This is a genomic window from Microbacterium sp. NPDC055312, from assembly GCF_053645675.1.
This window is the reverse complement of record NZ_JBSHMU010000003.1, coordinates 101,957-128,015: the sequence shown is the minus strand read 5'-3', so window position 1 is coordinate 128,015 and position 26,059 is coordinate 101,957. Positions and strand designations below refer to the sequence as shown.

24 protein-coding genes and 3 tRNA genes are annotated in these 26,059 nt (G+C 69.2%); 5 read left to right on the top strand and 22 right to left on the bottom strand.

Annotated elements, in window-relative coordinates; translation table 11 throughout:
* Positions 1–317 precede the first annotated feature (317 nt).
* Positions 318–2,873: an ATP-dependent helicase HrpB gene (gene hrpB, locus ACWIDW_RS09220; protein ID WP_454124697.1), complete on the top strand. Its 2,556-nt coding sequence runs from the start codon at positions 318–320 to the stop codon at positions 2,871–2,873.
* Between the two features lie 5 nt (positions 2,874–2,878).
* Here the strand turns inward: hrpB and ACWIDW_RS09215 are convergent, their stop codons facing one another.
* The 9 genes from ACWIDW_RS09215 to ACWIDW_RS09175 form a co-directional block, all read right to left on the bottom strand.
* Positions 2,879–3,613 (bottom strand): ABC transporter permease, encoded by a 735-nt coding sequence (locus ACWIDW_RS09215; protein WP_454124695.1) that lies wholly within the window; start codon positions 3,611–3,613, stop codon positions 2,879–2,881.
* Positions 3,610–4,368, bottom strand: a complete 759-nt coding sequence (locus ACWIDW_RS09210) for an ABC transporter ATP-binding protein (RefSeq protein WP_454124693.1) — start codon at positions 4,366–4,368, stop codon at positions 3,610–3,612. The genes ACWIDW_RS09215 and ACWIDW_RS09210 overlap by 4 nt, the downstream gene beginning before the upstream one ends.
* A 44-nt stretch (positions 4,369–4,412) precedes the next feature.
* A complete protein-coding gene (locus tag ACWIDW_RS09205; RefSeq protein ID WP_454124692.1) occupies positions 4,413–6,077 on the bottom strand; it encodes an L-serine ammonia-lyase, iron-sulfur-dependent, subunit alpha in 1,665 nt (554 codons plus the stop codon).
* A gap of 332 nt (positions 6,078–6,409) precedes the next feature.
* Positions 6,410–6,482, bottom strand: a tRNA-Arg gene (locus ACWIDW_RS09200).
* A 73-nt stretch (positions 6,483–6,555) separates the two neighbouring features.
* Entirely contained in the window at positions 6,556–7,188 is a 633-nt protein-coding gene (locus ACWIDW_RS09195; protein ID WP_454124690.1) for an asparagine synthase, read from the bottom strand.
* Between the two features lie 54 nt (positions 7,189–7,242).
* On the bottom strand, positions 7,243–7,902 hold the full coding sequence (locus tag ACWIDW_RS09190) for a GntR family transcriptional regulator (RefSeq protein ID WP_454124688.1): 660 nt from the start codon (positions 7,900–7,902) through the stop codon (positions 7,243–7,245).
* A gap of 69 nt (positions 7,903–7,971) precedes the next feature.
* A complete protein-coding gene (locus tag ACWIDW_RS09185) occupies positions 7,972–8,106 on the bottom strand; it encodes a methionine/alanine import family NSS transporter small subunit (protein WP_313355270.1) in 135 nt (44 codons plus the stop codon).
* Positions 8,103–9,722: a sodium-dependent transporter gene (locus tag ACWIDW_RS09180; RefSeq protein WP_454124686.1), complete on the bottom strand. Its 1,620-nt coding sequence runs from the start codon at positions 9,720–9,722 to the stop codon at positions 8,103–8,105. The genes ACWIDW_RS09185 and ACWIDW_RS09180 overlap by 4 nt, the downstream gene beginning before the upstream one ends.
* A 79-nt stretch (positions 9,723–9,801) precedes the next feature.
* Positions 9,802–10,326 (bottom strand): anti-sigma factor, encoded by a 525-nt coding sequence (locus ACWIDW_RS09175; RefSeq protein WP_454124685.1) that lies wholly within the window; start codon positions 10,324–10,326, stop codon positions 9,802–9,804.
* Between ACWIDW_RS09175 and ACWIDW_RS09170 the strand changes: the two genes are divergently transcribed.
* Entirely contained in the window at positions 10,271–10,777 is a 507-nt protein-coding gene (locus ACWIDW_RS09170; RefSeq protein WP_454124683.1) for a fasciclin domain-containing protein, read from the top strand. The two genes, ACWIDW_RS09175 and ACWIDW_RS09170, sit on opposite strands and share 56 nt — an antisense overlap.
* A 63-nt stretch (positions 10,778–10,840) precedes the next feature.
* Here ACWIDW_RS09170 and ACWIDW_RS09165 read toward each other — a convergent pair whose 3' ends face one another.
* Genes ACWIDW_RS09165 through ACWIDW_RS09140 form a run of 6 tightly spaced genes read right to left on the bottom strand, consistent with a single transcriptional unit; the run spans position 10,841 to position 16,975 of the window.
* The gene (locus ACWIDW_RS09165; RefSeq protein ID WP_454124681.1) at positions 10,841–11,062 is read right to left on the bottom strand and encodes a multidrug transporter; all 222 of its coding nucleotides are present in this window, start codon (positions 11,060–11,062) and stop codon (positions 10,841–10,843) included.
* 2 nt (positions 11,063–11,064) lie between these two features.
* Positions 11,065–12,555, bottom strand: a complete 1,491-nt coding sequence (locus ACWIDW_RS09160; RefSeq protein WP_454124679.1) for a sulfatase family protein — start codon at positions 12,553–12,555, stop codon at positions 11,065–11,067.
* Positions 12,552–13,778: a family 20 glycosylhydrolase gene (locus ACWIDW_RS09155; protein ID WP_454124678.1), complete on the bottom strand. Its 1,227-nt coding sequence runs from the start codon at positions 13,776–13,778 to the stop codon at positions 12,552–12,554. Before ACWIDW_RS09155 ends, ACWIDW_RS09160 begins: the two co-directional genes overlap by 4 nt.
* On the bottom strand, positions 13,775–14,686 hold the full coding sequence (locus ACWIDW_RS09150; protein WP_454124676.1) for a carbohydrate ABC transporter permease: 912 nt from the start codon (positions 14,684–14,686) through the stop codon (positions 13,775–13,777). Before ACWIDW_RS09150 ends, ACWIDW_RS09155 begins: the two co-directional genes overlap by 4 nt.
* The gene (locus ACWIDW_RS09145; protein ID WP_454124674.1) at positions 14,686–15,663 is read right to left on the bottom strand and encodes a carbohydrate ABC transporter permease; all 978 of its coding nucleotides are present in this window, start codon (positions 15,661–15,663) and stop codon (positions 14,686–14,688) included. Before ACWIDW_RS09145 ends, ACWIDW_RS09150 begins: the two co-directional genes overlap by 1 nt.
* 34 nt (positions 15,664–15,697) lie before the next feature.
* Positions 15,698–16,975, bottom strand: a complete 1,278-nt coding sequence (locus ACWIDW_RS09140; RefSeq protein ID WP_454124673.1) for an extracellular solute-binding protein — start codon at positions 16,973–16,975, stop codon at positions 15,698–15,700.
* A 209-nt stretch (positions 16,976–17,184) separates the two neighbouring features.
* On the opposite strand from ACWIDW_RS09140, the gene ACWIDW_RS09135 reads away from it, so the two are divergent.
* Entirely contained in the window at positions 17,185–18,339 is a 1,155-nt protein-coding gene (locus tag ACWIDW_RS09135; RefSeq protein WP_454124671.1) for an ROK family protein, read from the top strand.
* Between the two features lie 57 nt (positions 18,340–18,396).
* Positions 18,397–18,705: a DUF222 domain-containing protein gene (locus ACWIDW_RS09130; RefSeq protein ID WP_313355249.1), complete on the top strand. Its 309-nt coding sequence runs from the start codon at positions 18,397–18,399 to the stop codon at positions 18,703–18,705.
* Between the two features lie 118 nt (positions 18,706–18,823).
* On the opposite strand, the gene ACWIDW_RS09125 is transcribed toward ACWIDW_RS09130, so the two are convergent.
* The 6 genes from ACWIDW_RS09125 to serS all read right to left on the bottom strand — a co-directional run bounded on the left by ACWIDW_RS09125 (position 18,824) and on the right by serS (position 24,209).
* Positions 18,824–18,912: transfer RNA gene (locus tag ACWIDW_RS09125), tRNA-Ser, on the bottom strand.
* Between the two features lie 76 nt (positions 18,913–18,988).
* Positions 18,989–20,548 carry a sialidase family protein gene (locus ACWIDW_RS09120; protein ID WP_454124669.1) on the bottom strand — a complete coding sequence of 520 codons (1,560 nt, stop codon included), beginning with the start codon at positions 20,546–20,548 and terminating at the stop codon, positions 18,989–18,991.
* Positions 20,549–20,603: 55 nt separating this feature from the next.
* Positions 20,604–21,872: an LCP family protein gene (locus tag ACWIDW_RS09115; protein ID WP_454124667.1), complete on the bottom strand. Its 1,269-nt coding sequence runs from the start codon at positions 21,870–21,872 to the stop codon at positions 20,604–20,606.
* Between the two features lie 23 nt (positions 21,873–21,895).
* A tRNA-Ser gene (locus ACWIDW_RS09110) sits at positions 21,896–21,980 on the bottom strand.
* Between the two features lie 121 nt (positions 21,981–22,101).
* On the bottom strand, positions 22,102–22,896 hold the full coding sequence (locus ACWIDW_RS09105; RefSeq protein WP_454124665.1) for an HAD family hydrolase: 795 nt from the start codon (positions 22,894–22,896) through the stop codon (positions 22,102–22,104).
* Complete coding sequence (gene serS / locus ACWIDW_RS09100) at positions 22,893–24,209, bottom strand: serine--tRNA ligase (protein WP_454124663.1); 1,317 nt, start codon at positions 24,207–24,209, stop codon at positions 22,893–22,895. Before serS ends, ACWIDW_RS09105 begins: the two co-directional genes overlap by 4 nt.
* 75 nt (positions 24,210–24,284) lie before the next feature.
* On the opposite strand from serS, the gene ACWIDW_RS09095 reads away from it, so the two are divergent.
* Entirely contained in the window at positions 24,285–25,283 is a 999-nt protein-coding gene (locus ACWIDW_RS09095) for a diacylglycerol/lipid kinase family protein (RefSeq protein ID WP_454124661.1), read from the top strand.
* A gap of 13 nt (positions 25,284–25,296) precedes the next feature.
* On the opposite strand, the gene ACWIDW_RS09090 is transcribed toward ACWIDW_RS09095, so the two are convergent.
* Positions 25,297–26,010, bottom strand: a complete 714-nt coding sequence (locus tag ACWIDW_RS09090; protein ID WP_454124660.1) for a hypothetical protein — start codon at positions 26,008–26,010, stop codon at positions 25,297–25,299.
* Between the last annotated feature and the right edge of the window lie 49 nt (positions 26,011–26,059).

Below are 26,059 nucleotides of genomic sequence, written 5' to 3'. Positions count from 1 at the left end.
TCGTCTCGCCGCCTCGGGAGGCACCGGCCACACGGGCGCACCTCGGGACGCGGGCGCCCCGGCACCCGGCACCCGGCAACCGGCACCCGGCATCCGGCATCCGGCATCCGCGTTCCGTCGTCCGGGGTCACTTTCGTACGGTTCCCGCTCCGCACACGTACACGATCGACCTCGCAGGCCCGGTGGGTTCACCGACCCGACGCGCACATCATCCGGGGTCACTTTCGTACGGTTCTCGCCCTGTACGCGTACACAGTCGACCTCGCAGCGGCCGGGAGGGTCCCGAACCGACGGAATCGAGCGGGCAGACTGGAACCGTGACCTCCCGCTCGTTCGACCTCGCCCGCATCAGCGCGGGGCTGTCGTTCGCGGCAGCGCTCGACGACGTCGACCGCACCCTCGACACGAGCACGGCGCTGGTCATCAGCGCCCCGCCGGGCACGGGCAAGACCACGCTCGTGCCTCCCCTGCTGGCGACGCGCACCCGCGGCCGGGTGATCGTCACGCAGCCGCGCCGGGTGGCAGCCCGCGCCGCCGCCCGGCGCCTCGCCGAACTCGACGGCTCAGCGCTCGGCAGCCGCGTCGGCTTCACCGTGCGCGGCGAGCGCCGAACGAGCCCCGAGATGCGCGTCGAGTTCGTCACGGCGGGAGTGCTGCTGCGCCGGATGCTCGATGACCCCGGCCTCGACGGCATCGATGCCGTGATCATTGACGAGGTGCACGAGCGCGCGCTCGAGACCGACCTGCTGATCGGGCTGCTCGGCGAGGTGCGCCAGCTGCGCGACGACCTCACACTGGTCGCGATGTCGGCCACGCTCGATGCCGAGCGGATCGCCGCCGTCATCGGCACGCACACCTCGCCCGCACCGGTCGTCGAGCACGCCGTTCCCGCGCATCCGCTCACCGAGCGGTGGGCGCCCAGCCCGGCACCGCGGCTCGACGAGCGCGGCGTCACTCGGTCTTTCCTCGACCATGTCGCCGGCACCGCGGCATCCACTGCTCGCGATCTCGTCGGCAGCGCCCCGGGCGCCGACACCCTCGTCTTCGCCCCGGGTGCCCGAGAGGTCGCCGAGATCGCCCGCCGCATCGCCGACATGGCGCCGGACTTCGATGTGCGGGAACTGCACGGGCAGCTGTCGTCGGCAGCCCAGGATGCGGTGATCCGCGGCCGCGACGCCGGTGGCCGACCGCGCATCATCGTCACGACGTCGCTCGCCGAGTCGTCGGTGACCGTGCCGGGCGTGCGCCTCGTCGTCGACAGCTGCCTCGCCCGCCAGCCGCAGCGGGATGCTGCCCGCGGCATGACCGGACTCGTGACGGCGGCGGCGTCCCGGTCGTCGTGTGTGCAGCGCGCCGGACGCGCCACCCGGCAGGGTCCCGGCACGGTCGTGCGGTGCGTCGACCAGCGCACCTACGCCACCGCCCCGGCTCGCCCTGCTCCCGAGATCGCGACGGCAGACCTCGCCGACGCCGCGCTGCTGCTCGCATGCTGGGGCGCCCCGGGCGGCGTGGGGCTGAGGCTCATCGACCCGCCGCCGGCCGACAGCCTGAGCGACGCGACCGCGGTGCTGCACGCCCTCGGCGCGATCGACGACACGGGCCGCGCCACCGACGAGGGGCGCGCACTCGCGCGCATCCCGGCCGATCCGCGCCTTGCCCGAGCGCTGCGCGACGGCTCGAGCCTGGTCGGCGCACGAGCGGCCGCCGAGGTCGTCGCGCTGGTCGGCGGTGACATCCGCGTGCGGGATGCCGACATCGCCGCCGCCATCGGCGCGCTGCGTCACGGCCGAAGCCCGGATGCCCAGCGCTGGGCTCGCGAGGTCGACCGTCTCGTGCGTCTCCTGCCACCGGAAGGGTCTGCCTGTGGACGCGCAGACGACGTCGGACTCGTCGTCGCGCTCGCCTTCCCCGCACGGATCGCCAAGCGGGTCGAGCGCTCGTCAGACGGGGCGACGTTCCTGCTGGCATCCGGAACCCGAGCGGGGATCAGCGGCCCTCTCGCCGACGCCGAATGGCTGGCCGTGGCCGATGTGGCGCGGGCTTCCGGTCGCGTCGCCGCCGGCTCGGGCGCGGTGATCCGCGCGGCCGCGGCCGTCACCGAGCAGCAGGTCGAGCGCGCCGCCGATCACCTGATCACCGACCGCGTCGAGGCGCAGCTGATCGGCGGCCGTGTCAGCGCCCGCCGCGAGCGGCGCGTCGGGGCGATCGTGCGCTCGTCCGTCCCGGTGCGTGCGTCGGCTGCTGAGGGCCGGGATGCCGTGCAGCGCGCCGTGCAGGCAGACGGTCTCGACGTGTTCACCTGGTCGGATGCCGCCGAGGGGCTGCGCCGACGGATGGCCCTGCTGCACCGTGAGGCGGGCGAGCCCTGGCCCGACGTCTCAGACGCTGCCCTGCTGGCCCGGCTCGACGAGTGGCTCGATCCCGAGCTCGAGGCCCTCGCGGACGGCGCTCCGGCCGATCGCATCGACCTCGTGGCGCCGCTGCGCCGGCTGCTGCCGTGGCCCGCCGCAGGCGAGTTCGACGCGCTCGCTCCCGAACGGCTCGAGGTGCCCAGCGGCTCGCGCATCCGGATCGGGTATCCCCCGCTCGACGAACCCGATGCGCAACCCGTGGTGTCGGTCAAGCTGCAGGAGTGCTTCGGCTGGGCGCAGACGCCCCGACTCGTGAGCGGGCGCGTGCCGGTGCTGTTCCACCTGCTCTCGCCCGCCGGGCGGCCCCTCGCCGTGACCGGCGATCTCGCCTCGTTCTGGTCGGGGCCGTACGCGCAGGTGCGAGCGGAGATGCGCGGCCGGTATCCGAAGCATCCGTGGCCGGAAGACCCCTGGGCCGCCGCACCCACCCGGCACACCACGAAGCGCGCCGCCCGAGCGTGACGGGTTCAGGGCGTGCGTCGGCGCAGCGTCAGGGGCGCAAGCACCAGGCAACCGACCGCGAACGCCCCGACGATCAGCAGCGGCGAGCCGACGTCCCACCCCTCGTCGCCCGCCGTGACAGCCTGGATCGCGTCGATCGCGTGGCTCAGCGGCAGCCAGTCGGAGATCGCGTACAGCACATCGGGCATCTGGTCGCGCGGCATGAACAGCCCGCCCAGGATGATCTGCGGGAACACGAGCACCGGCATGAACTGCACCGCCTGGAACTCCGTCTGCGCGAACGCGCTGGCCAGCAGCCCGAGTGCCGTGCCGAGAACAGCGTCGACCACGGCGACCAGACCCAGCTGCCAGAGCGGGCCGTCGACCTGCAGACCGCACGCGTACACGGCGAAGGCCACCGTGATGACCGCCTGCACGACGGCCATCAGCCCGAAGGCCAGCGCGTAGCCGATGATCACGTCGGCTTTGCCGAGCGGTGTCGTCATCAGCCGTTCGAGCGTGCCGGAGCGACGCTCGCGAAGGGTGGTGATCGAGGTGATCAGGAACATCACGATGAACGGGAAGAGCGCGAGGATCGCTCCGCCGAACCGGTCGAAGACACCCTCCTGATCGGCGAACAGCCAGGCGAACAGCCCGACCAGCAGGCTCGGCGCGATCAGCATGAGAGCGATCGAGCGGGGGTCGTGGCGCAGCTGGTGCAGCACCCGCCCGGCGGTGGCGATCGTACGGCGGATGCTCATCGCTCGACCCCTCGCCGGGAGCGACGCGTCTCGGAACCGGCGTCGCGTTCGATCAGGATGAGGAACGCGTTCTCGGCGTCGGTCTGCCCGGTGTCGTCGAGCAGTTCTTGTGGCGTGGTGTCGGCGATCAGCCGTCCGTCCCGCATGAGCAGCAGCCGGTCGCAGCGCAGCGCCTCGTCCATGACGTGACTCGAGACGAGCATGGTCGTGCCCGCGTCGGCGATCTGCCGGAAGAGCCCCCACAGCTCGGCCCGCAGCACGGGGTCGAGACCGACGGTCGGCTCGTCGAGCACGACCAGCTCGGGCTCGCCGAGCAGCGCGACCGCGAGCGACACGCGGTTCTGCTGACCGCCGCTGAGATCGGCCACCCGCTGCTGCGCGTGATGTGCGAGCCCCACCCGATCGATCACGCCGGTGACCTCAGAGCGCGATGCCCCGACGACGGATGCGAAGTAGCGGAGGTTCTCGCGCACGCTCAGGTCGTCGTAGACGGCCGAGCCCTGCGTGCCGTACGAGACGCGGTGCCGCAGCCCGGGCGAACCGGCCTGCTCGCCGAACACGGTCACCGTGCCGCCGTGGATGCGCTGCACGCCGACGATCGAGCGCATCATCGTCGTCTTGCCGCACCCCGACGGCCCGAGCAGGCCGATCACCCGGCCACGCGGAATGCGCAGCGACAGTCCATCGAGCACCTCGTGGTGTCCGCGTCGCACGCGCAATCCGTCGATGACGACGGCGTCGGCCGGGTTCATCATGCGTCGATTATTCACCCGCGCACGCGCTCACGGGTGAGCGATCATCAGCACTCGATGACGTTCACCGCCAGGCCGCCCTCGCTGGTCTCCTTGTACTTCGTCGACATGTCGAGACCGGTCTGCCGCATCGTCTCGACCACGGCATCCAGCGAGACGTAGTGGTGCCCGTCACCGCGCAGCGCGAGACGCGCCGCCGTCACTGCGGTCGACGCGGCGATCGCGTTGCGCTCGATGCACGGGATCTGCACGAGGCCGCCGATCGGGTCGCAGGTGAGCCCCAGATGATGCTCCATCGCGATCTCGGCAGCGTTCTCGATCTGCCGCACCGTGCCGCCCATCACCGCGGTGAGACCGCCGGCCGCCATCGCGCAGGCCGAGCCGACCTCGGCCTGGCAGCCGCCCTCGGCACCCGAGATCGACGCGTTCGCCTTGAACAGCGAGCCCAGCGCCGTCGCGGTGAGCAGGAATCGCCGGATGCCGCGGCGCCGATTCGCCTCGGCTACCGCGTCCTCGCCATCGGGGGTGGTCGGGCCCTTCGACAGGCTCAGGGACCCATCTGGGCTCAGGGACCCATCTGGGCTCAGGGACCCAGCTGGAGAGTTCATCGATTCAGCGGGGGCGGTCGGGCCCTTCGACGGGCTCAGGGACCCATCTGGGCTCAGGGACCCATCTGGGCTCAGGGACCCATTTGGAGGGGTCGTCGATTCAGCTGCGGGCGGGCGGAAGCCGAGCAGGGCACTGCCGACCAGCTCGCCGTGCGGGGTGACCGCGTTGCCCACGCCGAGGCCGGAGTCGGCGAGGAAGCGCCACCAGTACATCGCCACCGCGGGCAGGATGCCGGCCGCGCCGTTCGTCGGGGCGGTGACGACGCGACCGCCCGCCGCGTTCTCCTCGTTCACGGCGAGTGCGAAGGCACCCAACCACTCGCCGGGAAGCGCCGGATGCCCGTCGGCTTCGACCGCCTCGAGCTGCTGACGGATGTCGCCCGCGCGGCGCTTCACCTTCAGGATGCCGGGCAGTGTGCCCCCGGAGTGCAGTCCCGCATCGACGCACGACGCCATGGCATCCCAGATCGCGTCGAGACCCGTCGCGACCTGCTCTTCGGAGCGCACCGCCATCTCGTTCCCGCGGGCGATCTCGGCGATCGACATGCCCGTCTCGTCGCACAGCGCGAGCAGCTCTTCGGCGGTGTCGTACGGGTACGGCTGCGGGGCCGCGGCCACCCGCGCCTCCTCGCCGTCGCGGCGGATGAAGCCGCCACCGATCGAGTAATAGGTCTGCTCGAGCACCGGCGCGCCTTCGGCGTCGAGCGCATGCAGGGTCATCGCGTTGGGGTGGCCGGGCAGCCGCGTGCGCGGCACGAACGCGATGTCGTCTTTCGCGAACGGGATGCGGTGCTCCCCCGCCAGCATCAGCTCGCGGCCCTCGGGCCAGCGGCTCCACAGCTCGCGCACCTCGTCGGGGTCGCAGCTCTCGGGGTGCAGTCCCTGCAGACCGGCGACGACGGCATCCGGAGTGCCGTGGCCCAGCCCGGTCGCTCCCAGCGAGCCGAACAGCTCGCACCGCACGCGGGCGACGCGACCGAGCAGCCCTTCGGCCGTCAGACGATCGGCGAAATCGACGCCGGCGCGCATCGGACCGACGGTGTGCGAACTCGACGGTCCCACACCGATGGAGAACAGGTCGAAAGCCGAGACGTACGCAGTCACGCCTCCAGCCTACGTCCGTCCGGGCTCTTCCGGGCCGCCCCCACCGGGAGCCGGCTCAGCCCCAGAGCTTCCAGAAGGGTCTGCGCTGCCGAGCAGCCGCCCGGTCGGTCACCCTCTGCAGGTACCGCTGCCGGGCCGGATCGAACGCGCTGGGCGGCAAGGTGATCGGTGCGCTCTGCAGGTCCAGCTCGCCGAGCGCCGCGCGCAGGTGCACGCGTCGTCGAGATCCATACCGACATCCTCTCGCCCCGCGCTGCGCGGAGGATCCCGCAGGAAAGGCGAAACCCCCGCCGCTCTCGCGACGGGGGTTTCACTACTGTCTCAACACAGTGCGCGCCCCGAGGGACTCGAACCCCCAACCTTCTGATCCGTAGTCAGATGCTCTATCCATTGAGCTAGGGGCGCACGACCCGCTCAGCGGGCCGAAGAACAGCCTACAACACGTTTCGACGAGAAGCGAAATCCGGGCAGGGCGGGCTCACGCCCGGCGCGTCCAGAGCGCGCGCTTGCCGTCTCGCTCGGCGCGCGAGTCGTCTTTCTCCGCCACTTTCTCGGCCGCCTTCTCGCGCTTGCGGCGAGCGCGCTGCTCCGACGAGAGCGCCTGCAGGTCGACGAGTTTGAGGGCCTGCATCCGCGCCTCGCGCATCTGCTCGTACTCGGGATCCTGATCCGCCCGCATCCCCTCGACGCGCAGCCGGCGATCGAGGTTGCTGCGCACGTCGGTCCACGCCGCCGCCCTCGCCTCTTCGACAAGGGCGCGCAGCCTCTCGGGGTCTTCGGTCATCTCGCGCAGGTGGTTGGCGACCCCGAGCGACTGCTTCGCGCGACGACGCAGATTGCGCACGTCGCGATCGCGGTAGTCGTGCGTGCCGTGCGGGTCGGAGTGCCGACCCCGGGCCCGTTTGCGCAGGGCCGTGAGGTGCTCGGCGGCCTGCTCGGATTCGTCGGCCATGGCACGCAGCGCGGCACGTGCCTCGTCCATGTAGTGGTCGATCTCGAAGGCACCGCCCTGTGCGATCGTACCGACCAGGATCTGGTTCTTCACGGTCAGCCGAACGGCCGCCGTGGCGATCGCGACGCCCTCGGCGACGGCATCAGCTGTTCGTCCCACGAGTACCTCCCGAGTCGAGCGTACCGGCACCCCACCGACAGCGGTGGGGTGGGTTCATTCGCGCGGAGCGGATGCCCCGAACATGCGCTCGTGAGCGGCTGTCCGCCCTTCCGCCAGGTGCGCGGGAACCAGCCGCCGCAGGGCCTCGATGTCTCGCGCGCGGATCGCGTCGAGGATCTCACGGTGAGTGGATGCCATGTCGGCGAGGTCGTCGTGCTGCCCGAACAGCCAGCGCAGCCTGGTGAGCAGAGAGCCCGCCAACTCGACCAGCATGGCGTTCTGCGACAGCCGGACGACGGCCATGTGGAACGCCGTCGACGCGTGCCGCGCGGATTCGACGTCGTCGAGCGCCGCGGCAGCGGCCTCCTGCGCGACGAGCGACTCGAGCAGCGCGATGCCGACCTCGTCGACGCGCTGGGCGGCGAGCACGAACGACAGTGTCTCGAGCGCCTCTCGGACTTCGAAGAAGCCCTGCAGGTCGTGCGGTGAGAACTCGCGGACCGTCGCCCAGCTGCGCGGCCGTGCCACGACGATCCCGTCAGCCACCAGCGCTTTGATCGCCTCGCGCACCGGCAGGCGAGACACCTGCAGCTCAGCGGCGATGTCGCGCTCGACCAGTCGGGAGCCCGGAAGGCGTCGACCCGACATGATGTCCTCTCGGAGCGCATCGGCGACACGCTCCGATTCGAGGCCCGACGTTGCATCTGACGGCATGATCGGATTCAACCACCACCAGGCCGATTCAGCCAGTGTTCCGGCATTCTGCCTGTTCCGGCGGATCCGTCAGAGCTCAACCGGCGGCGCCGGCTCGTCTTCCGCCACTTCGGGGTGACGCACCAGGTTCACCACGGCGACGGCGAGCCCACCCCACACGGTGACCATCGCGACGATCATCATGACGACAGCGGTGGGGGTCATGGTCGTGCTCCCTTCGGTCGGGCATCCGCCACGGCGATGCTCGCGGTCTCGGCATCCGGCTCGTAGTTCTCCACGTCGAGGAACTCGTCGTACTCGGGATCGTCCTTCGCATGCGAGCGTCGGCTCCACGGCAGCAACGACAGCAGGATCGCGAACACGATGATCGCGACCACCGTCCCCCAGCCGAAGATCGCCAGGAACCACAGCGGGTAGCCCTCGTACGGCGCGGCGACCTTGGCGACGATCTCGCTGACGAACAGGTAGCCGAGCACGATCGGGGCGAGCGCGCCGACCAGCAGCATCCAGGCCCAGCCGAGCCGGAAGCTCGACCGACGGTTCAGGTGCTCGCGCAGCACCGGCAGCTTGCGCAGGATCCATGCGACGAGGATGACAGCGACCAGGGCCACGGCCATGATGCCGAACGCGTTGATGAATGCGTCGGTCGTGTCGAGCACCTGCAATGCGGTGGTGGTCGAGAAGAACGCGATCGAGATCAGCGCCACCGGGATCGCCACGGTGAGGGTGGTACGCACCCGGCCCCACCCGAGCTTGTCCTGCAGCGCGGCGACGACCACCTCCAGCACGGAGATGAGCGACGTGATGCCGGCGAACACCAGGGCGCCGAAGAAGAGGACGCCGAAGATCGAGCCGCCGGTCGCCTGCGAGACGATCGTCGGGAAGGCGATGAACGCCAGGCCGATGCCCGAGGATGCGACGCCGGAGACGTCGGTGCCCTGGGCCTGCGCCATGAAGCCGAGAGCTGCGAAGACGCCGATGCCGGCGAGGATCTCGAAACCGGAGTTCGCGAAGCCGACGACGAGACCGGATCCGGTCAGATCGGTCTTGCGCTTCAGGTACGACGAGTAGGTGACCATGATGCCGAACGCCACCGACAGCGAGAAGAAGATGTGGCCGTAGGCGGATGCCCACACGCCCGGGTCGGCGAGCGCCTGCCAGTTCGGGGTGAAGAACGCGTTCAGCCCGTCCATGGCGCCGGGGAGGAACAGCGCCTGCACGACGAGGGTGACGAACATGAGCGTCAGCAGCGGCATGAGGATCATGTTGGCCGCGCCGATGCCGCGCTTGACGCCCAGCGCCATGATGGTGATCACGACGAGCCACACGCCGATGAGCGGGATGCCGACCTGCGGCACGAACTCGAGCGAGATGCCGTTCTTGATGTTGCCCATCTCGAGGAAGTCCGAGAAGAAGTAGTCCTGCTCGTTGCCCTTGCCCCAGCTGATCTGGGCTGAGAACCAGGTGTACATGGCAGCCCAGGCGATGATCACCGCGTAGTAGGTGGCGATGACGACGCAGATGAGCACCTGCCACCAGCCGAGCGGCTCGGCTGCGCGGCTCATCCGCCGGAAGGCGAGCGGTGCCGACCCGCGGAAGCGGTGGCCGATCGCGTAGTCGAAGAAGAGCAGCGGGATGCCGGCGGTCAGCAGCGCGCACAGGTAGGGGATGAGGAATGCCCCGCCGCCGCCCTCGTATGCGACGTACGGGAACCGCCAGATGTTGCCGAGCCCGACCGCAGATCCGATCGCCGACATGATGAAGACGTTGCGCGACCCGAAGGCCTCGCGCTTCTTGGTCTGCGTCGTTGCATTCGCCATGTTCCGAGGCTACCGGAGCCGCGCGACGGTGATGGGATGATGCCGCCGACCGGCCCCGCCGGTGGCGACCCGGCGCGGGTCAGGTGCCGCGCAGCTCGCCGCGCACGATCGAGTCGCCGGAGTGCGCGGGGTCGCCGTCCGCCGGTTCCGCGGAGATGTCGACGAGGCGGTACTCGGCGAGGTCGATGTCAGCGGGAACGGCGAAGGTGCCCGTAGTGCCGTCGAGAACACCGAGGCTGATGAGGGCGCCGCCGTCGCTGCGGATGAGCCACACCTCGCGGAAGCCATCCGTGGCCGGCGCGATCGTGGCCGTCACGACGAGGCTGAGCGCTCCGTCTCGTGCACGCTCGAGATCGGCAGACCCGCTCGCCCCGGCGTGGGCGGGAAACGCCGACAGTGTGGCATCCGCGAGCACGGTCGGCGCGCTCATGCGCGCCACGCCCCACGCCGTCAGTCCGATGCCGGCGATCAGCACGATCGCCGCAGCGAGCGCGAACACAGCTCGCGGCCGCGGGCGCCGCGGACGGCCTCCGCCGGGGTCGGTCTCGGTGCGCCCCGCGGGTGCGGCGAGTTCGCCGTCCGCTGCGTCGTCCGGCGGAGGCACCCCCGATCAGGATGCAGGCGACTACGACATCCTCGTACAGGCGGTGCTGGCGACCGGGCTCGACGGCGCGCTCGCCGACACCTCGCAGACCTACACCGTCTTCGCCCCCAACGACCGCGCGTTCCTGCGGCTGGTCACCGATCTCCCCGGCACCGCACCGGCGAGCGAGGCCGACGCGCTGAACACCATCACGACGGCGTTCTCGGCCGGTCAGATCAAGAACATCCTTCTGTACCACGTTGTGGCGGGCAAGAAGCTCGCACCGCTGGCCGTGCTGAAGTCGCGCTCTCTGACCATGGCCAACGGGGGCACGGTGCAGCCCCGCGGCATCAAGCTTCGTGACGAGAGCCCGCAACTGCGCGATCCGCGCCTGGTGTGGTGGCAGATCGACATCCAGGCCACGAACGGCGTGATCCACACCATCGATCGCGTCCTTGTTCCCGCAGGCTGATGCCCTGCGGATGACGTCCGCCCCGTGCGCGCCCTCCCCAGTCGCGACGGGGCGGACCACCCTTCAGTCGGTGTGATCCACGCCGTCGGCCCCATCCATGCCGGGGCCGGGGCCAGGCCGTACAGCCGCGGTCTCAGCTATGTCGATGCGCACGTTCCCGTCGTGCTCCGACACGGCGATGCGCGGGGCGGCGTCGACCTCGGTGGAGTGCTCTGCACGCAGGAACTGATCGCGCAGCTTCTGTTCGTGCGACATGTCGCCGGGTTCGTGTGTGCTGTCAGACATGGTCAGGATGATGGTCGCACGGCGTCGCGGCCGGGAGACCCTGGCCTGTCGTCCTCGTGAGTGGTAGGGACCAGCTCCGGGGCGGGCTGCGCGGGGTGCGGCTCGTCGCCGAGTGAGGCCTGCAGCTTCCACAGCTTCACCTTCAGCTGCTCACGGATCTCGCGGTAATCGGGATCGTGATACACGTTCACCAGCTCATCGGGATCGGTGTGCATGTCGTACAGCTCCCACTCCGGCACGTACGTGAACGGAGACGTGCCCGGCAGGCCCATGCCGTCGCTGTAGAAGTAGATGAGCTTGTAGCGCTCGGTGCGGATGCCGTAGTGCGCGAGCACGTGATGGTTCTCGTCGTCGTTCTCGTAGTACCGGTAGTAGAACCCGTCGCGCGTGGGCTTGTCGGGCTGTTCGGTGAGCTGCGGCAGGAAGCTCATCCCCTGCATGCGCTCATGCGGTTCGACGCCGGCTGCGTCGAGGAACGTCTGCGCGAAGTCGACGTTCGTCACGATCTGGCGCATCGGCTCGCCGGGGGCGATCCGATCCGGCCACGAGATCAGCAGCGGCATCCTGATCGATTCCTCGTACATGAACCGCTTATCGAACCAGCCGTGATCGCCGAGGAAGAACCCCTGGTCGGAGCTGTACGCCATGAGCGTGTTGTCGAACTCGCCGCGGTCGCGCAGGAAGTCGATGACCCGGCCGACGTTGTCGTCGACGGATGCCACGCAGCGCAGGTAGTCCTCCATGTAGCGCTGGTACTTCCACAGCGCCAGCTCGTGGGGAGCGAGGTCTTCCGGCGGGGCGGCCTTGAGGTCCTGCATGGTCAGATGCTCGGCGATGCGCATGGTCGCGTGCTTGGCTGCCGCGGACCGACCGGCGTAGTCGTCGTCGAACGTGGCGGGCACCGGGATGGGGTCGCTGTACATGTCGGCGTGCGCCTCGTCGGGCTCCCACGAGCGGTGCGGGGCCTTGTGGTGGATGAGCAGGCACCACGGCTCGTCGCCTTCCAGCGACTCGATCCAGCGCAGCGACAGGTCCGTGATGATGTCGGTCGCGTAGCCCTTCTCGATGTGCACGCCGTCCTCGGTGAGGATCTGCGGGTCGAAGTACTCGCCCTGATCACGCAGCACCGCCCAGTAGTCGAAGCCCTGCGGGTTGTGGCCCTCACCCTCGCCCATGTGCCACTTGCCGACGATGCCCGTACGGTAGCCAGCATCCCGCAGCAGCGAGACGAAGGTCGGCTGGCTCGCGTCGATCGGCGTGACCAGCGTCGTCACGCCGTTGACGTGGCCGTACGTGCCGGTGAGGATGCTCGCCCGGCTGGGCGTGCATAGCGAGTTCGTGCAGTAGCAGTGATCGATCCGGCGCCCGGCCGCCGCGATCTCATCGATCCGGGGCGTCTCGTTGACGATCGACCCGTACGCCCCGATCGCGTGACTGGCGTGGTCGTCGGTGAGGATCATGACGATGTTGGGGCGCTTGTGTGCGGTGGTCATGGCGTCCTCTCCTCCGCGAGAGCGTCCAGGGCTCCCGCTGATCGGAGCGCAGCGTGTTCCTGCGCGATGCGAGCACCGGCATCCGCCGGGTCGAGGTCGGGGTTCCACAGCCGCTCGGCGACCGCCAGCAGCCGCGGGAAGAGCATCGACATCAGGTCGTTGCCGTCGAGCACGAACTCCGACCACACGCCCGCCTGCACGCCGATGCAGCGCGGGTTCTGCGCCTCGTCCCACGGCGCGGTGAGGATGTCGGTGACCGAGATCCCGGGCACCATGCCCTTCTGCGATGGCTCGGCGTCAGGGTCGATGCGGTTCAGATACAGGGTGCGCGCGTCGGCGAACACGAAGCGCTGTCCGGCCGCAGCGATGCGCTGCATGCCGCGCGACTCATCCCATGCCACGACGAGCGCGTCCTGGTCGCCCCAGATCTCGCACGCCTCGTCCCACACGGCGACCCGCTTGCCGTTCTCACGCAGCACCCCGGCGGCGATGTCCATGAACCAGTTCTGCAGCTGCTCGACCCGCGAGACGCCCCGCAGTCGCATCCACTCCCCGATGTCCGGATCCGACGCCCACTGCTGGAAGGCGCACTCGTCGCCCCCGATGTGCACGTACGGACCGGGGAAGAGCTGCGCGATGCGCCGCATGATCGCAGCCACGAAGTCGCTTGCCTCGTCGGTCGGCCAGAGCAGGTCGTTACGTGCGGGCCACCACATGTGCTCGCGCATCGAGCCTTCAGGCAGCGGCAGCTCTGCGGGCCGCCCCAGATGGGGGTACACGCCGATGGCGGCCATCATGTGGCCCGGCACGTCGACCTCGGGCACGATCACCACACCGTGTTCTTCGGCGTGGGCGACGACCTCGGCGATCTCGGCGTCGGAATAGAAGCCGTTCGTCCACTTCTCGTCCTGCTCGGCGATCGCGCGCTCACGGGTGTCGCCGAGCAGCGAGTCGTAGTCGTCGAATCGTCCACGCGGGAGGAAGGCCGCGTCGGCTGTGAGCAACGGGTACTCGGGCACCTCGAAGCGCCATCCCTGGTCGTCGGTGAGGTGCCAGTGCAGTCGATTAAAACCGTACCGGGCGGCCAGTTCGATGACGCGCTTGATCACGGCCACCGGGTAGCAGGTGCGCGCCGAGTCGATCAGCAGTCCCCGCCACTCGGCACGGGCGGAGCGCCCGGGGACGGGACCGACGCCGACCTCGGGGAGATTGTGCAGACTCATCCCTTGACCGCCCCCGCGACCATGCCCTTCGAGATCTTGTTCTGCACGAGCACGAAGATGATGATCACCGGTACCGCGATCAGCGTCGCGCCGGCCATCACGCCACCCCAGTCGGTGGCCTTCAGACCCTGCTGGAAGGACTGCAGCCAGATCGGGAGGGTGACCGACGAGTCCTTCGAGAGCACGATCAGGGCGAGGGTGTACTCGTTCCAGGCGAACAGGAAGCCGAACACCGAGGTGGAGATGATCCCGGGCACCAGCAGCGGCAGGGTGACCCGGCAGAAGGCGCCGACGCGGGAGCAGCCGTCGACCATCGCCGCCTCTTCGAGCTCGATCGGGACGCCGTCGACGAAGCCGCGCATCATCCAGGCGATGAACGGCACGATCGTTCCTATGTAGAGGATGGACAGGCCGAGGACGGAGTTCAGCAGGCCCCAGCCGTCGAGCATCCGGTACTGCGAGATGAACAGCGCCTCGGCGGGGATCATCTGCACGACGAGGATCGCGATGATCATCGCCGTGCGACCGCGGAAGCGGAAGCGCGAGAGGGCGAAGGATGCCAGCAGCGCGCCGCCCGACGCGAACACGACGGTCAGCACTCCGGCGGTGAGGGACGCCCCCAGCGCGGGCCAGAAGTTCTTGTTCGTGAACGCGGTGAAGAAGTTGTCCCAGGTGAACTCCTGCGGCAGCAGGTGCGGCGGCCACGACATCAGCTCGGACTCGGACTGGAAGGCGGAGTTGACCATCCAGTACACGGGGATGAGCCAGAGCAGGGCGAGCAGGACGCCCCCGACGTTCGCGAGCGGGTGGGCGAAGAACGCCTTGCGCTTGGCCGCGCGCCGGGTCCGCCTGGCCTCGGCCTGTGCGGTGGCGGCGAAGTCCTGCGTGGTGAGGAGCTGGGTGGTCATCAGTCCATGCCTCCCTGGCGGTAGAGCATCTGCAGATAGCGGCCGGTGAGGATCAGGGTGAGCAGCAGGATGACCATGGCCAGCGCAGATGCCACGCCGTAGTCGCCCTTGGCGATGCCGGTCTCGTACACGTAGGTGCCGAGCAGGTTGGTCTCGCTGGCGATGCCGCCGGCCTGCTGCAGCACGTAGATCTGCGTGAAGACCCGCAGATCCCAGATCACCTGCAGCACCCCGATGAGCGAGATGACGGGGGCGATCATCGGCAGCATGATGCGCCGGATCTGCTGGAAGCTGGAGGCGCCGTCGATCTCGGCGGCCTCGAGCACGTCACCGGGCACCTGCGCCAGCGCGGCGTAGATGGTGATCGCGACGAGGGGAAGGGATGCCCAGACGATGACCGCCGAGGCGATCAGGTAAAAGGTCCAGAAGTTCTCACCCAGCCAGTGGAAGTTCTTGAAGCCCTCCAGGCCGATCGAGGTGAGGAAATAGTTCAGCAGCCCCGAGCGCGGGTCGACCAGCCACTGCCACACCGTCAGGGAGGCGAGGGCGGGCATCGCCCACACGACGATGAGGGTCGTGTTGAAGATGGCTCGCACCAGGGTGTTCAGGCGCAGCATCAGCACGGCGAAGGCGATGCCGAGCAGCATCGTCATGCCTGCGGTGACCGCGCAGAACAGCACCGACTTCAGGAACACGCTCCAGAAGTACGGGTCGGTGAGGATGGTCTGATAGTTGGACAGGCCGGCCCACTCGGCGGGTTTGCCGAACTGCTGTTCCAGCCCGAAGTGCTGGAATGACATGATCAGCTGCCGGATGAGGGGGTATCCGAGAGCGACCAGGACCATGATGCTCGCGGGGGCGAGCAGCATCCAGGGCGCGAGCCCGCGGCGCTTGGTGCGCACCGTGCGGCTCATGGGCTGGCTCCACAGCGAGCGTCGGTTCGACGCGCGAGTGGGCCGGTCTGTCGTCTGTGTCATCTTCTTGCGTGCGCCTCGGTTCGCGGAGCGGTCGTCACTTGTTCAGCGCGGTGTCGAGCTGCTCGTCGAACGCCTTAGCGACGGCGGCGACGTCTTCGCCCTTGGCGATCCGCGTGAAGAACTCGTTGAGCTGGGTGCTGCCGAACGCGACGCCCCACTCGGGGCTGTTCGGGGTCAGCTTGGAGTTGGCGACGATCTCGGCGGCAATCTCAACGAAGGGGCCCGAGACCGCGTCGCCGTACGAGGTGTTGCCGGGCACCCAGCCCTCCTCGGCCAGACGCGTCTGGAAGCCCTTGCTGAAGACGGTCTCCAGCGCCTTCTTGGCCAGCGCCGGGTTCTGCGAGTTGGTCGCCAGACCGATGTTCGAGCCGCCCGCGAAGGTGGCTCCGGGCACGCCGGGCTTCTCGGACGGGATGGCGAACACGCCGACCTTGTCCTCGTCCCACAGCGCCTGGTCGATCTTGGTGCCGATGTTGCCGGTGCCGATGAGCACGCCGGTCTTGTTCTCGTTGAAGTAGCGCTCGAACGACTTCTGGCCGGCCTGCGAGTCCAGACCGTAGGTGGTGCCGCTCTGGAACAGCTTCTGGAGGTTCTCCAGCGCCGCGAGCGAGTCCTTCGACGAGGCCTGGCCGACCCACTTGTCGCCGTCCTTCTTCGCGTACTCGAAGCCCTGGGCGAAGAGGTACGACTCCACGCCGTGCGGGTCGACGGCGGCGAGGTACATGCCCGAGAAGTCCTCGACGGCGTCGGGGTTCTTCGCCTGCAGGTCGATGACCGCGTCGGTGAAGTCGCCGATGGTGTTCGGCACCTCGATGCCGGCCTTCTCGAACAGGTCGGTGCGGTAGTAGACACCGCGGGCGCCGGCGTAGAACGGGTAGGCGTAGATCTTGCCGTCGACGGTGGAGGCGTCGACGAACGAGCCGATCAGGTCGTCGCCACCGAGAGCCTTCTTCATGTCGGTGACGTCGGCGAAGGCGCCCACCGTGGTGAACGTGGTGGTCTGCGTGTTGCCGATCTCGACGAGGTCGGGGCTCTCGTTCTTGGATGCCAGGGAGGTCTGCAGCTTGGAGACGATGCCGTCCCACTGCTGCACCTCGATCTTCAGCTCGCTGCCGGGGTTCTCCTTCGCGAACTCGTCGGCGAGGTACTGCTGCGATTCCTCGGAGAGCGAACCCTCCATGACCCACATGCGGACGGTGCCGGTCTCAGCCTCGTCGGTGGTGGCGGCGTCTCCGGCCTCGGAGCTGCACGCGGCAAGTGCGAGGACGGTCGACGCTGCTGCCGCACCTGCCAGGATTCTGCGAAACTTCATGATCCCTCCGATGGAATCGTGCTCCGTGAGGCTCACTGCCGGTGTGGAGCGCTGTGTAGGGTCTCGGCGTTGAGATTGTGAGCCGTCCCCAAGAATGCCTGCAGAAATCGAAAGTGTCAATATTCTGAACAGTATTAGACTGGCACCGAGCGTGGCGCTGCGGCAGGCGGCACCGGTGCGCTCAGCCCAGGCCAAAGGAGTGACCTCGCGTGACAGCATTGACCCCCAATGCGCAGCGACTGCTGCGCACACTCGTCGCCGACGGGCCGGCCTACCGCGCCGACCTCGCCCGGACACTGGGCGTCTCCCGCGCGACGGTGACCAACCTCGCCAATCGCCTGAGCTCCGACGGACTCATCGAAGAGACCGATCCGGAACCCGGCGCACTCAAGAACCTGATCGGCACGACGCCGAAGCTGGGCGTGCTCGCCTCGGTGATGTTCCTCGTCGACACCTGCACTGCCAGCATCGCAACTCTCGATGGCACTGTGTTAAAGAGTTTGACACTTGGCCAGTTGATCGACGTCACCGCCGACGCCCGGCTCACAGCCGGCGCCGACCTCGTCGGCCGTCTGCTTGCGGAGCTCGGGCTCGAGCCGGCCGACCTGCGCGCACTGCACCTCGCCGTCGACACGCAGATGGATGCCCGATCCGGCGAGGTCTACGCTCAGCGCGCCTCGAGCCGCTGGTACGGCGTGAACCCCAAGCGGTACTTCACCGAGCGCTTCGCCGTGCCGGTGCACACCGAGAACACCGCCCGCCTCGAGGGTCTCGCGGAATACCTGTGGGGCGCGGGGCGCGGCCACGACAACGTGCTGTACGTCGAGGTCAGTCACGGCGTCACCTCGGGGCACATGATCAAGGGTCAGATCCAGACCGGTGCCAGGGGCGGATCGGGCGAGCTCGGTCACACCATCTACGACTGGAACGGCCCGCTGTGCACCTGTGGCAACTCCGGATGCCTGATGCAGTACGCATCCGTCCCGGCGATGCTGCGCGACGCCGGCACCGGCACCGGCCGGACTCCCGACTGGGAGGAGTTCGTCGCTCTCGCACGCGAGGGCGACCCTGCGGTGGCGGCGATCACCCGCCGGGCCGCGACCGTGCTGGGCCGGGTGCTGATCAACGCCTGCCACATGATCGACCCCGAGATTGTGGTGCTCAGCGGCGAGATCCCGCGCGCGCTTCCAGGCTTCGCCGACGTCGTCGCCGAGCAGCTTCGAGACCACGCGCTGCCCCTCGTCGCTCGCAACATCTCCGTGCGCCTGGCCGAGCTCGGCTACGAGCACGCGGCCAGCGCGCGCGCCGGAATCGAGTCGCTGCGGGCGATCGAAGACGTGGTGACCGAGGCGATACACGTCTGAGCGTTGCGCGTCGCGCGAGCATGCAGGAATGTCGGTGGCGCGACGTAGCGTCGCGTCATGACGAACACTGATGTCCTCGTAGAAGGCGAACCAGCCGGGTTGCTCCTCGAAGCACTGAGGGCCCTCATGGAGAGTTCCGAAGAAGTCGACGGCATGATCAGGGTCGAAGGAGTGTTGGCGGGCGACAGCGGCGCGGCGCTCGTGCACGCGCTCGGGAGGGTCACGGCGGAGCTGCACGCCGACGACATGCGCAGTTTCCTCCCCGGCGCAGCGCCCAACAGACGCACAGAAGAGCAGCGGGCCGCCGACGCCCTCTCCGTCCTCGTCAACCGCCTCGGCGACGCCATGAGCGGAGGCAGCAGCTGACGACCAGCGATTCTTCACCGGAGACAGAGGGGATTTGATCCCCCGCTGCGGAAAAGTGCCACCCGTCGCCGGTGAACAAAACGAGCCCTGGACTTCGTCCGGGGCTCGTTTTGTTTTGCGGAGACGGAGGGATTTGAACCCTCGGTCCCCTTGCGAGGACTCCACCTTAGCAGGGTGGTGCACTAGGCCTGACTATGCGACGTCTCCAGGCATCCGGCTTGCACCGGATGCGCCTTGCAATCATAACGGTTCTGCGAGGCTCCCACGAATCGAGCCGACGCGTTCAGCCGATCGGCTGACCCGTCGCGCAGTCGAAGCGCAGCTCACACGCGAGCCCGAGTACGGGCACAGCGAACTGCGCCGTGACGACCCCCGCGGCGATGTCGGCGTCCGTCACGGTGAGCGCGGGGTAGGGCGCCGAGAACAGCGTCCGGCCGCCGGCGGGGATGTCCTGCGGCGGGGTGCTCCCGCCCGGATGCTCGAGCACGACGTTGCGTGCACCCGCACCCTCGGGCACGCGCACGCGCACGTGGAAGGCGAGGATGTCCCCTGCGCGCAGCCCCGGTCGCGGAGGCCCGTAGTTGCGCAGCTGCGCCTCGCGGGTGCCGAGGATCATGCCCCCGGCCGCCCCGTAGGCCTGGCCGACCTCCTTCCACGCACTCGCGGCGACGTCTCCGGCGTCGAGGGGATAGACGTGATATTCGCCGACGTGCACCCACTCGTCGGGCAGTCCGGGCGTGATCGAACGCAGGATGACCTCGAGGGCGGGCACGGGCGGTGCACCGACCCGGGCGGCTTCGGGGTCGATCGGGCCGGCGTCCTGGATCTGCGGCAGGCTCACGGTGGTGAAGACGATCTCGGAGTATCCCTCACGCTCGTACAGCACGCCGATGCGGCCGTGAGGCAGGGCGGCCGCGCACGAGTAACCCGAGCTGCCTTCGCAGATCACGTGCTGATGCGGCCAGGTCGCCCCACCGTCGAACGACAGGCTCACCGCGGTGTTGCGGCGCATCTCGGGGTCGAGGTTCGAGGTGACGAGCAGCGCTCCGGGCGCTGAGGACGCGTCCGTGAGGGCGAGCAGCGACCCGTTGTCGCTGGGGTCGGGCAGACCGGCGACCTGCTCGACAGCGCTCCACGTCGCGCCGCCGTCGGTCGAGCGCGACGCCAGCCGGTGCGGCGTGCCTCGGGAGTGCAGCAGCAGCGACCCGTCGAGCAGCGCCGCGATCGACGACTCGTTCGTGCCTCCGCCCACGGCGGCTCCCAGCGTCCAGGTGTCGCCGTGATCATCGCTGTACGCGGCGGCCGCGGTGATCTCACCGCCGTCCAGCAGCACCATGGGCTGCACGAGACGCCCAGCGTACCGGCCCTCGTCGACGCGCACGCCCGTGCCGGATGCGGCGAAGATGCCCGTGATGCCCGGCCGCTTGAGCTGCGCGGTGAGGCGCCGGTGCGTCCAGGTGAGTCCGTCGTCGTCCGACACCGACACGTCGACGTGCTGCACCTCGTCGACGGGCTCGGTGCCCTCGACGGCTTCGAAGAAGCCGGCCCGCGTGCCGGCGGCGTGGAACATGAAGATGCGCTCGGTCTCGGTGTCGACCAGCAGCGACGGGTCGCCGAAGCCCTGCAGCCCGGTGCCGGTGCGCACGACTTGCTGCGGCCCCCACGTCACGCCGTTGTCAGCGCTGCGCCGCACCAGCAGGTCGATCGGGCTGGGCAGGTCGTCGAGGTTCGGACGGCCGTCGTAGGCGGCGAGCAGAGTTCCGCGGGCGGTCACGGCGAGCGCGGGAATGCGGTACTGCGCGTAGCCGCCCTCGCCGCGGCGAGCGATGGAGAGGGTGGTCACCTGACGATCCTACCGACCGCGGTGCGCCCCATCCGCCTGGCGAGCGGGCTCGCGATCAGCGGCGCACGTTGCCGTTCGAGCAGGTCTGCACCGCGGCCGAGTTGCCCTTGATCGAGCTGGGCAGCTGGGCGACGTCGTCGGGCACCGGTGCCTCGGTCGCGGCCGGGTCGGGTGCGGCGGTCTCCGGAGCCGCGGGAGCCTCCGGCTGCTGCACGACCACGCCGTCGTCCGTCGTGTTCTCGTGCGTGATCTGCAGCTGCTTGTTGGCGGCGATCGCATCCCACAGCGCGGTGGCCGCCTGCTTGTCCGGCACGACCTTGTTGGGGTCGCTGGGGTCGGTCGCGGTCGGGTACTGCACGAAGACGATGTCCTCGAACGGCACGCTCTTCACGGCCAGCGCGATCTGCACGATCTTCATCGGGTCGGCCAGCGAGGTCGACGCCTCGAGGTTGTTGAGTCCGGTGTCGGCGAGGCGCAGCATGGTGGGCACGTTGCCCAGCACCTCGCCGCTGATCATCTTGCGAGCGAGGCTCGACATGTACTGCTGCTGATTGCCGATGCGGCCCAGGTCCGACCCGTCGCCGACGCCGTGGCGGGTGCGCAGGAACTGCAGCGCCTGCATGCCCTGGATGGTGTGCGTGCCGGCCGGCATGTCGAGACCGGTGTACTTGTCTTTGATGGGGTTCGCGAGGCACACGTCGACGCCGCCGATGGCATCCGTGATCTCGATCACTCCGCCGAAGGTGACCTTCGCGGCGAACTCGATGTCTTCGCCGGTGAGCTTCGAGATCGTCTGGGCGACGCAGTTCAGCCCGCCGCCCTCTCCGCCGTGCTCGTACGCGACGTTGAGCGGCTGCTTGCTCATGGCCGAGTTGGTGCGGCCGTTCGCGTCGGTGCAGGCGGGGATGGGAAGCATCAGGTCTCGGGGGAAGCTCACGGCGGTGACGCGGCGCGGCTCGGCCGAGACGTGCACGAGCAGGTTGACGTCGTTGAGCGTTCCGCCGGAGTCCTTGCCGGTGCAGCGCGCGCCGAACAGATGCGCGTACTTCTCTTCGCACGTGTCGACGCCGGCGAGGAGGATGTCGAATCCGCCCGGGTACGCGCCGATGTCCGGCGGAAGCTCCTTGCTGTCCTCGAGCTCGACCGCGTTCGCGCTCACCGTCGTCGTGAAGCTGCTGAGCACGTATCCGGCGACGCCCACGCCGCTCACGAGCACGACCGCGAGCACGACGCCGACGATCTTGAGCAGCTGCCCCACCGCACTCGGCGACCGCAGCTGACCATGGCGCGCCACGGGCTGGCGCCGTTTGACGGACGTGCTCACTCGGGTGGCCTTTCGACAGGAAGCGGAGGGTGTGGGATTCGAACCCACGGGACATTGCTGCCCACTGGTTTTCAAGACCAGGTCCATCGGCCGCTCGGACAACCCTCCCGACACCGGTTCGCACCGGACGGTCAGTCGTCGAGTCTATCGGTTTCAGCAAAGCCCATCAGGACGACTCATTGTTGCGCGGCCGGCTGGGGATCTTCTGGGGGGCGGTCGGGATCAGCGGTCAGAGCAGCGTGCGGAGGGCGGAGGCCAGACCGCCGTCCTCCACGGCGCCGGTGAGCTCCCCGGCGGCGTCCTGCACTTCCTCCACCGCCTGCCCCATGGCCACCGCCCGGCCGCCGCCGGCGAGGGCCCACGCGAACATGCCGAGATCGTTGCGGCCGTCGCCCGCCACGAGCACGTTCTCGCGCCGCACCCCGAGCTGTTCACGCACGCGCTCGAGTGCGGTGCCCTTGTCGACGCCCTTCGGGGCGATGTCGAGCCAGGCCGTCCAGCCGACCGCGTACGAGACCTCGTTCAGTCCGACCTCGGCGACGATGCGCTGGAAGTCGGCCTCATCGTGCTCGGGAGAGACCACCACGATGCGCGACACGGGCTGCTGCCTGAGCTCGGCGAACTCGACCCGACGACCGGCATCGAGGGTCCAGTCGTCGAGCACATCGGTATACAGCCGCTCACCGGATCCGAGCTCGACCATGTACCGCGCCTCGGGGAAGGTCTCGCTCAGCAGCGCGAGCACCGGAGCGGGATCGAAGACCTCGACGCGCCAGCGCTCCCATCCCTCGCCCGCACGGCGCATCACGACCGCACCGTTCGAGCACACGACGTAGTCGGCTGTCAGCCCGAGCTCGTCGACGTACCTCTTGGTGCCGCCCCAGCTGCGTCCCGTCGCGATCATGACCTCGTACCCGGCATCGCGCACCTCGGCGATCGCCTCGGCGACCCCGGGGCTGAGCGTCTCGTCCTGCAGCAGGATGGTGCCGTCGACGTCGAGCCCGACCAGGCCCCGCGACCTCACTCGGTGCCCTGCGCGGCGCTCGGCTGCTCCGACCAGCCGATGGGTCGCAGCACGTCGATGCCGCCGAGATACGGCCGCAGCACCTCCGGCACGGTGACCGAGCCGTCGGCCTGCTGATGCGTCTCGAGGATCGCGACGATCCAGCGCGTCGTAGCCAGGGTGCCGTTCAGCGTGGCCACGGTGCGCGTCTTCGCCGGCGCCGCATCGTCTGACTCCGGGCGGTACCGGATGTCGAGGCGGCGCGCCTGATACGTCGTGCAGTTCGAGGTCGAGGTGAGCTCGCGGAACGCGCCCTGCGTGGGCACCCACGCCTCGATGTCGAACTTGCGTGCGGCGCTCGAACCGAGGTCGCCCGCGGCCACGTCGATCACGCGGTACGCGAGGCCGAGAGCGGTGAGCATCTCCTCCTGCAGGGCGACGAGGCGATCGTGCTCGGCCTCGGCGTCTTCGGGAGTGGTGTAGACGAACATCTCGAGCTTGTTGAACTGGTGCACGCGGATGATGCCGCGGGTGTCCTTGCCGTACGAGCCGGCTTCGCTGCGATAGCAGGTCGACCAGCCGGCGTACCGGTGCGGCCCCTGGCTCAGATCGAGGATCTCGTCCTTGTGATATCCGGCGAGCGGAACCTCGCTCGTGCCGACGAGGAACAGGTCCTCCTTCTCGAGGTGGTAGACCTCGTCGGCGTGCTCGCCGAGGAACCCGGTTCCCCGCATGATCTCGGGCCGCACGAGGGTCGGCACGATCATCGGCGTGAAGCCGTTCGCGAGCGCCTTGTCGAGCGCGAGGTTCATCAGCGCGATCTCGAGGCGGGCGCCGATGCCCGTCAGGAAGTAGAAGCGCGAGCCCGACACCTTCACGCCGCGTTCCATGTCGATGGCGCCGAGCATCTCGCCGAGTTCGAGGTGGTCGCGCGGCTCGAAGTCGTATGAGGGCACCTCGCCGACACGTCGCAGCTCGACGAAGTCCTCCTCGCCGCCGGCGGGAACACCGTCGATGATGACGTTCTCGATGCGCTCGAGCGCTGCGGCTGCGGCATCCGCTGCCTCGTTCGCCGCCTGCTGTGCGGCTTTGACGCGGTCGGCGAGTTCCTTGGCCTGGGCGACCAGTGCCGCCTTCTCATCCTTGGGTGCCTTGGCGACCGTCTTGCCGAAGGCGTTCTGCTCGGCACGCAGCGTCTCGAAGGCGTTCAGCGCATCGCGGCGCGATCGGTCGGCCTCGATCGCCGCGTCGACGGTGTCGGGCGCGTTTCCGCGCGCGATCTGTGAGCGTCGCACGAGCTCGGGCTCGTCGCGGAGGAGGGCGAGATCGATCATGGGCCCAGTCTATCGAGCGCGTTCGACGCGCTCCGGAGGCGAGGACACATCGCGCACAGGTCGTAGAGTGGCGGCATGTCGGCATCCGGGAGCGATCACGCGCACGCGGCTCTCGTGCTCAACCCGGTGAAGGTGGACGTCGAGCGGCTGCGCTCCGGACTCCTCTCGCTCTCCCGGGCGCACGGGTGGGCTCCCCCGCGCTTCTACGAGACGAGCATCGAGGATCCCGGCCAGGGCATCACCCGCACCGCGATCGAGGAAGGCGCCGCCGCCGTCATCGCCGCAGGTGGCGACGGCACGATCCGGGCCGTCGCCGAGAGCATGGCCGGCACGGGCATCCCGTTCGCCGTGCTTCCGGGCGGCACGGGCAATCTCTTCGCCCGCAACCTGGGCCTGCCGCTGCTCGACATCGAGAAGGTGATGCAGGCCGTCTTCACCGGGTTCACCTACCCGGTCGACATGGGATGGGCTCGGCTGAACCGGCCCGACGGCACCATCACCGAGCACGGCTTCGTCGTGCTCGCGGGGATGGGGCTCGACGCCGACATGATCGCCAACACGCGAGCCGATCTGAAGCGATCGGTGGGCTGGGTCGCCTATCTCGACGGCGCCGCACGCTCGCTTCGGGGCGCGAAGCCGTTCCGCGTGGTCTATCAGGTCGACGACGGCCGGCTGCACTCGACCAAGGTGCACAGCATGCTGTTCGCCAACTGCGGTGCGCTGCCGGCGGGGATCGCTCTGCTGCCCGACGCCTCGCTCGATGACGGCGCGATGGACATCGCGCTCATCCAGGCGACGGGCCCGCTGGGCTGGCTGGGCATCTGGCGCAAGGTGTGGTGGGACAACTCCGTGCTGCGGCGCACACGCGCCGGACGGCGGGTGCTCGAGCGACGCGGCAGGGACGCGTCGATCCGCTACCTGCGCGGAGCCGAGGCCGAGGCCGCCATGATCGGGCCGACCTCGATCGAACTCGACGGAGACGAGCTGGGCGTCGCGGTGCGGATGGTGTGCCGCGTGCAGCGCGGCGGTCTCACGATCGTGCTGCCCGACGGACACGACACGTCCGGTTTCTGAGCGCGGGTGACGGTCAGCCCTCGACGGCGACCTTTCCGTCGAGACCTCCGCCGACCAGGGTCAGCTCGAAGGGGCCGTCGTCGTGAGCTTCCGGGATCGACAGGGGCGTCAGGCGCGGGGCGAGATCCATCGTGCAGGGGCGATCGATGTCCTGCAGAGTGACGGTCGCACCGGCATCGGTCGTCTGAACGTCGTTCACCACCGGCGGGCACGAGCTCGATCCCCACGTCAGCAGCACGATGCCGCCGTCGTCGTACCAGCTCGCCGACGGCTGATACTCGGTCTGGCCCTGCGGCGCCTCGGCGAGAGCGTGCAGGTCGGCGGTGTCGGTGCGCTGTCCGTGCACGATCTCGACCTCGACGTCCGAGGTGACATCGACTCCCTCGGGCACCGGAACCATCAGCGCTCGCGGTGCCAGGTCGTCGGTGCACGCCTTCTCGCCGCTCGCGGCGAGGGTCACCCGGATGCCCTGCTCGGCCTTCACGACATCGCCCAGCGTCGGGGCGCACGACGACGAGCCCCAGGTCAGCACCGCGATCGCGCGACCGCCGTCGAGCCACGCCACCTCGACCTCGCTGACACCGTCTGCGATCGGCGGGGTCGAGCCCACGCTCGGCGTGCGGGAGCTCGTCGGCGCGCCCGAACCGGGGGTTCCTGCGCACGCCGTGGCCAGCAGGGCGACGGCGGCGAGCGCCGCGACGGCGGAGGATGCGCGAAGAAGTCTCATGTCCTGATGGTGTCACGGCGGAGATGATCGTCCCAAAGCGACGTCATGC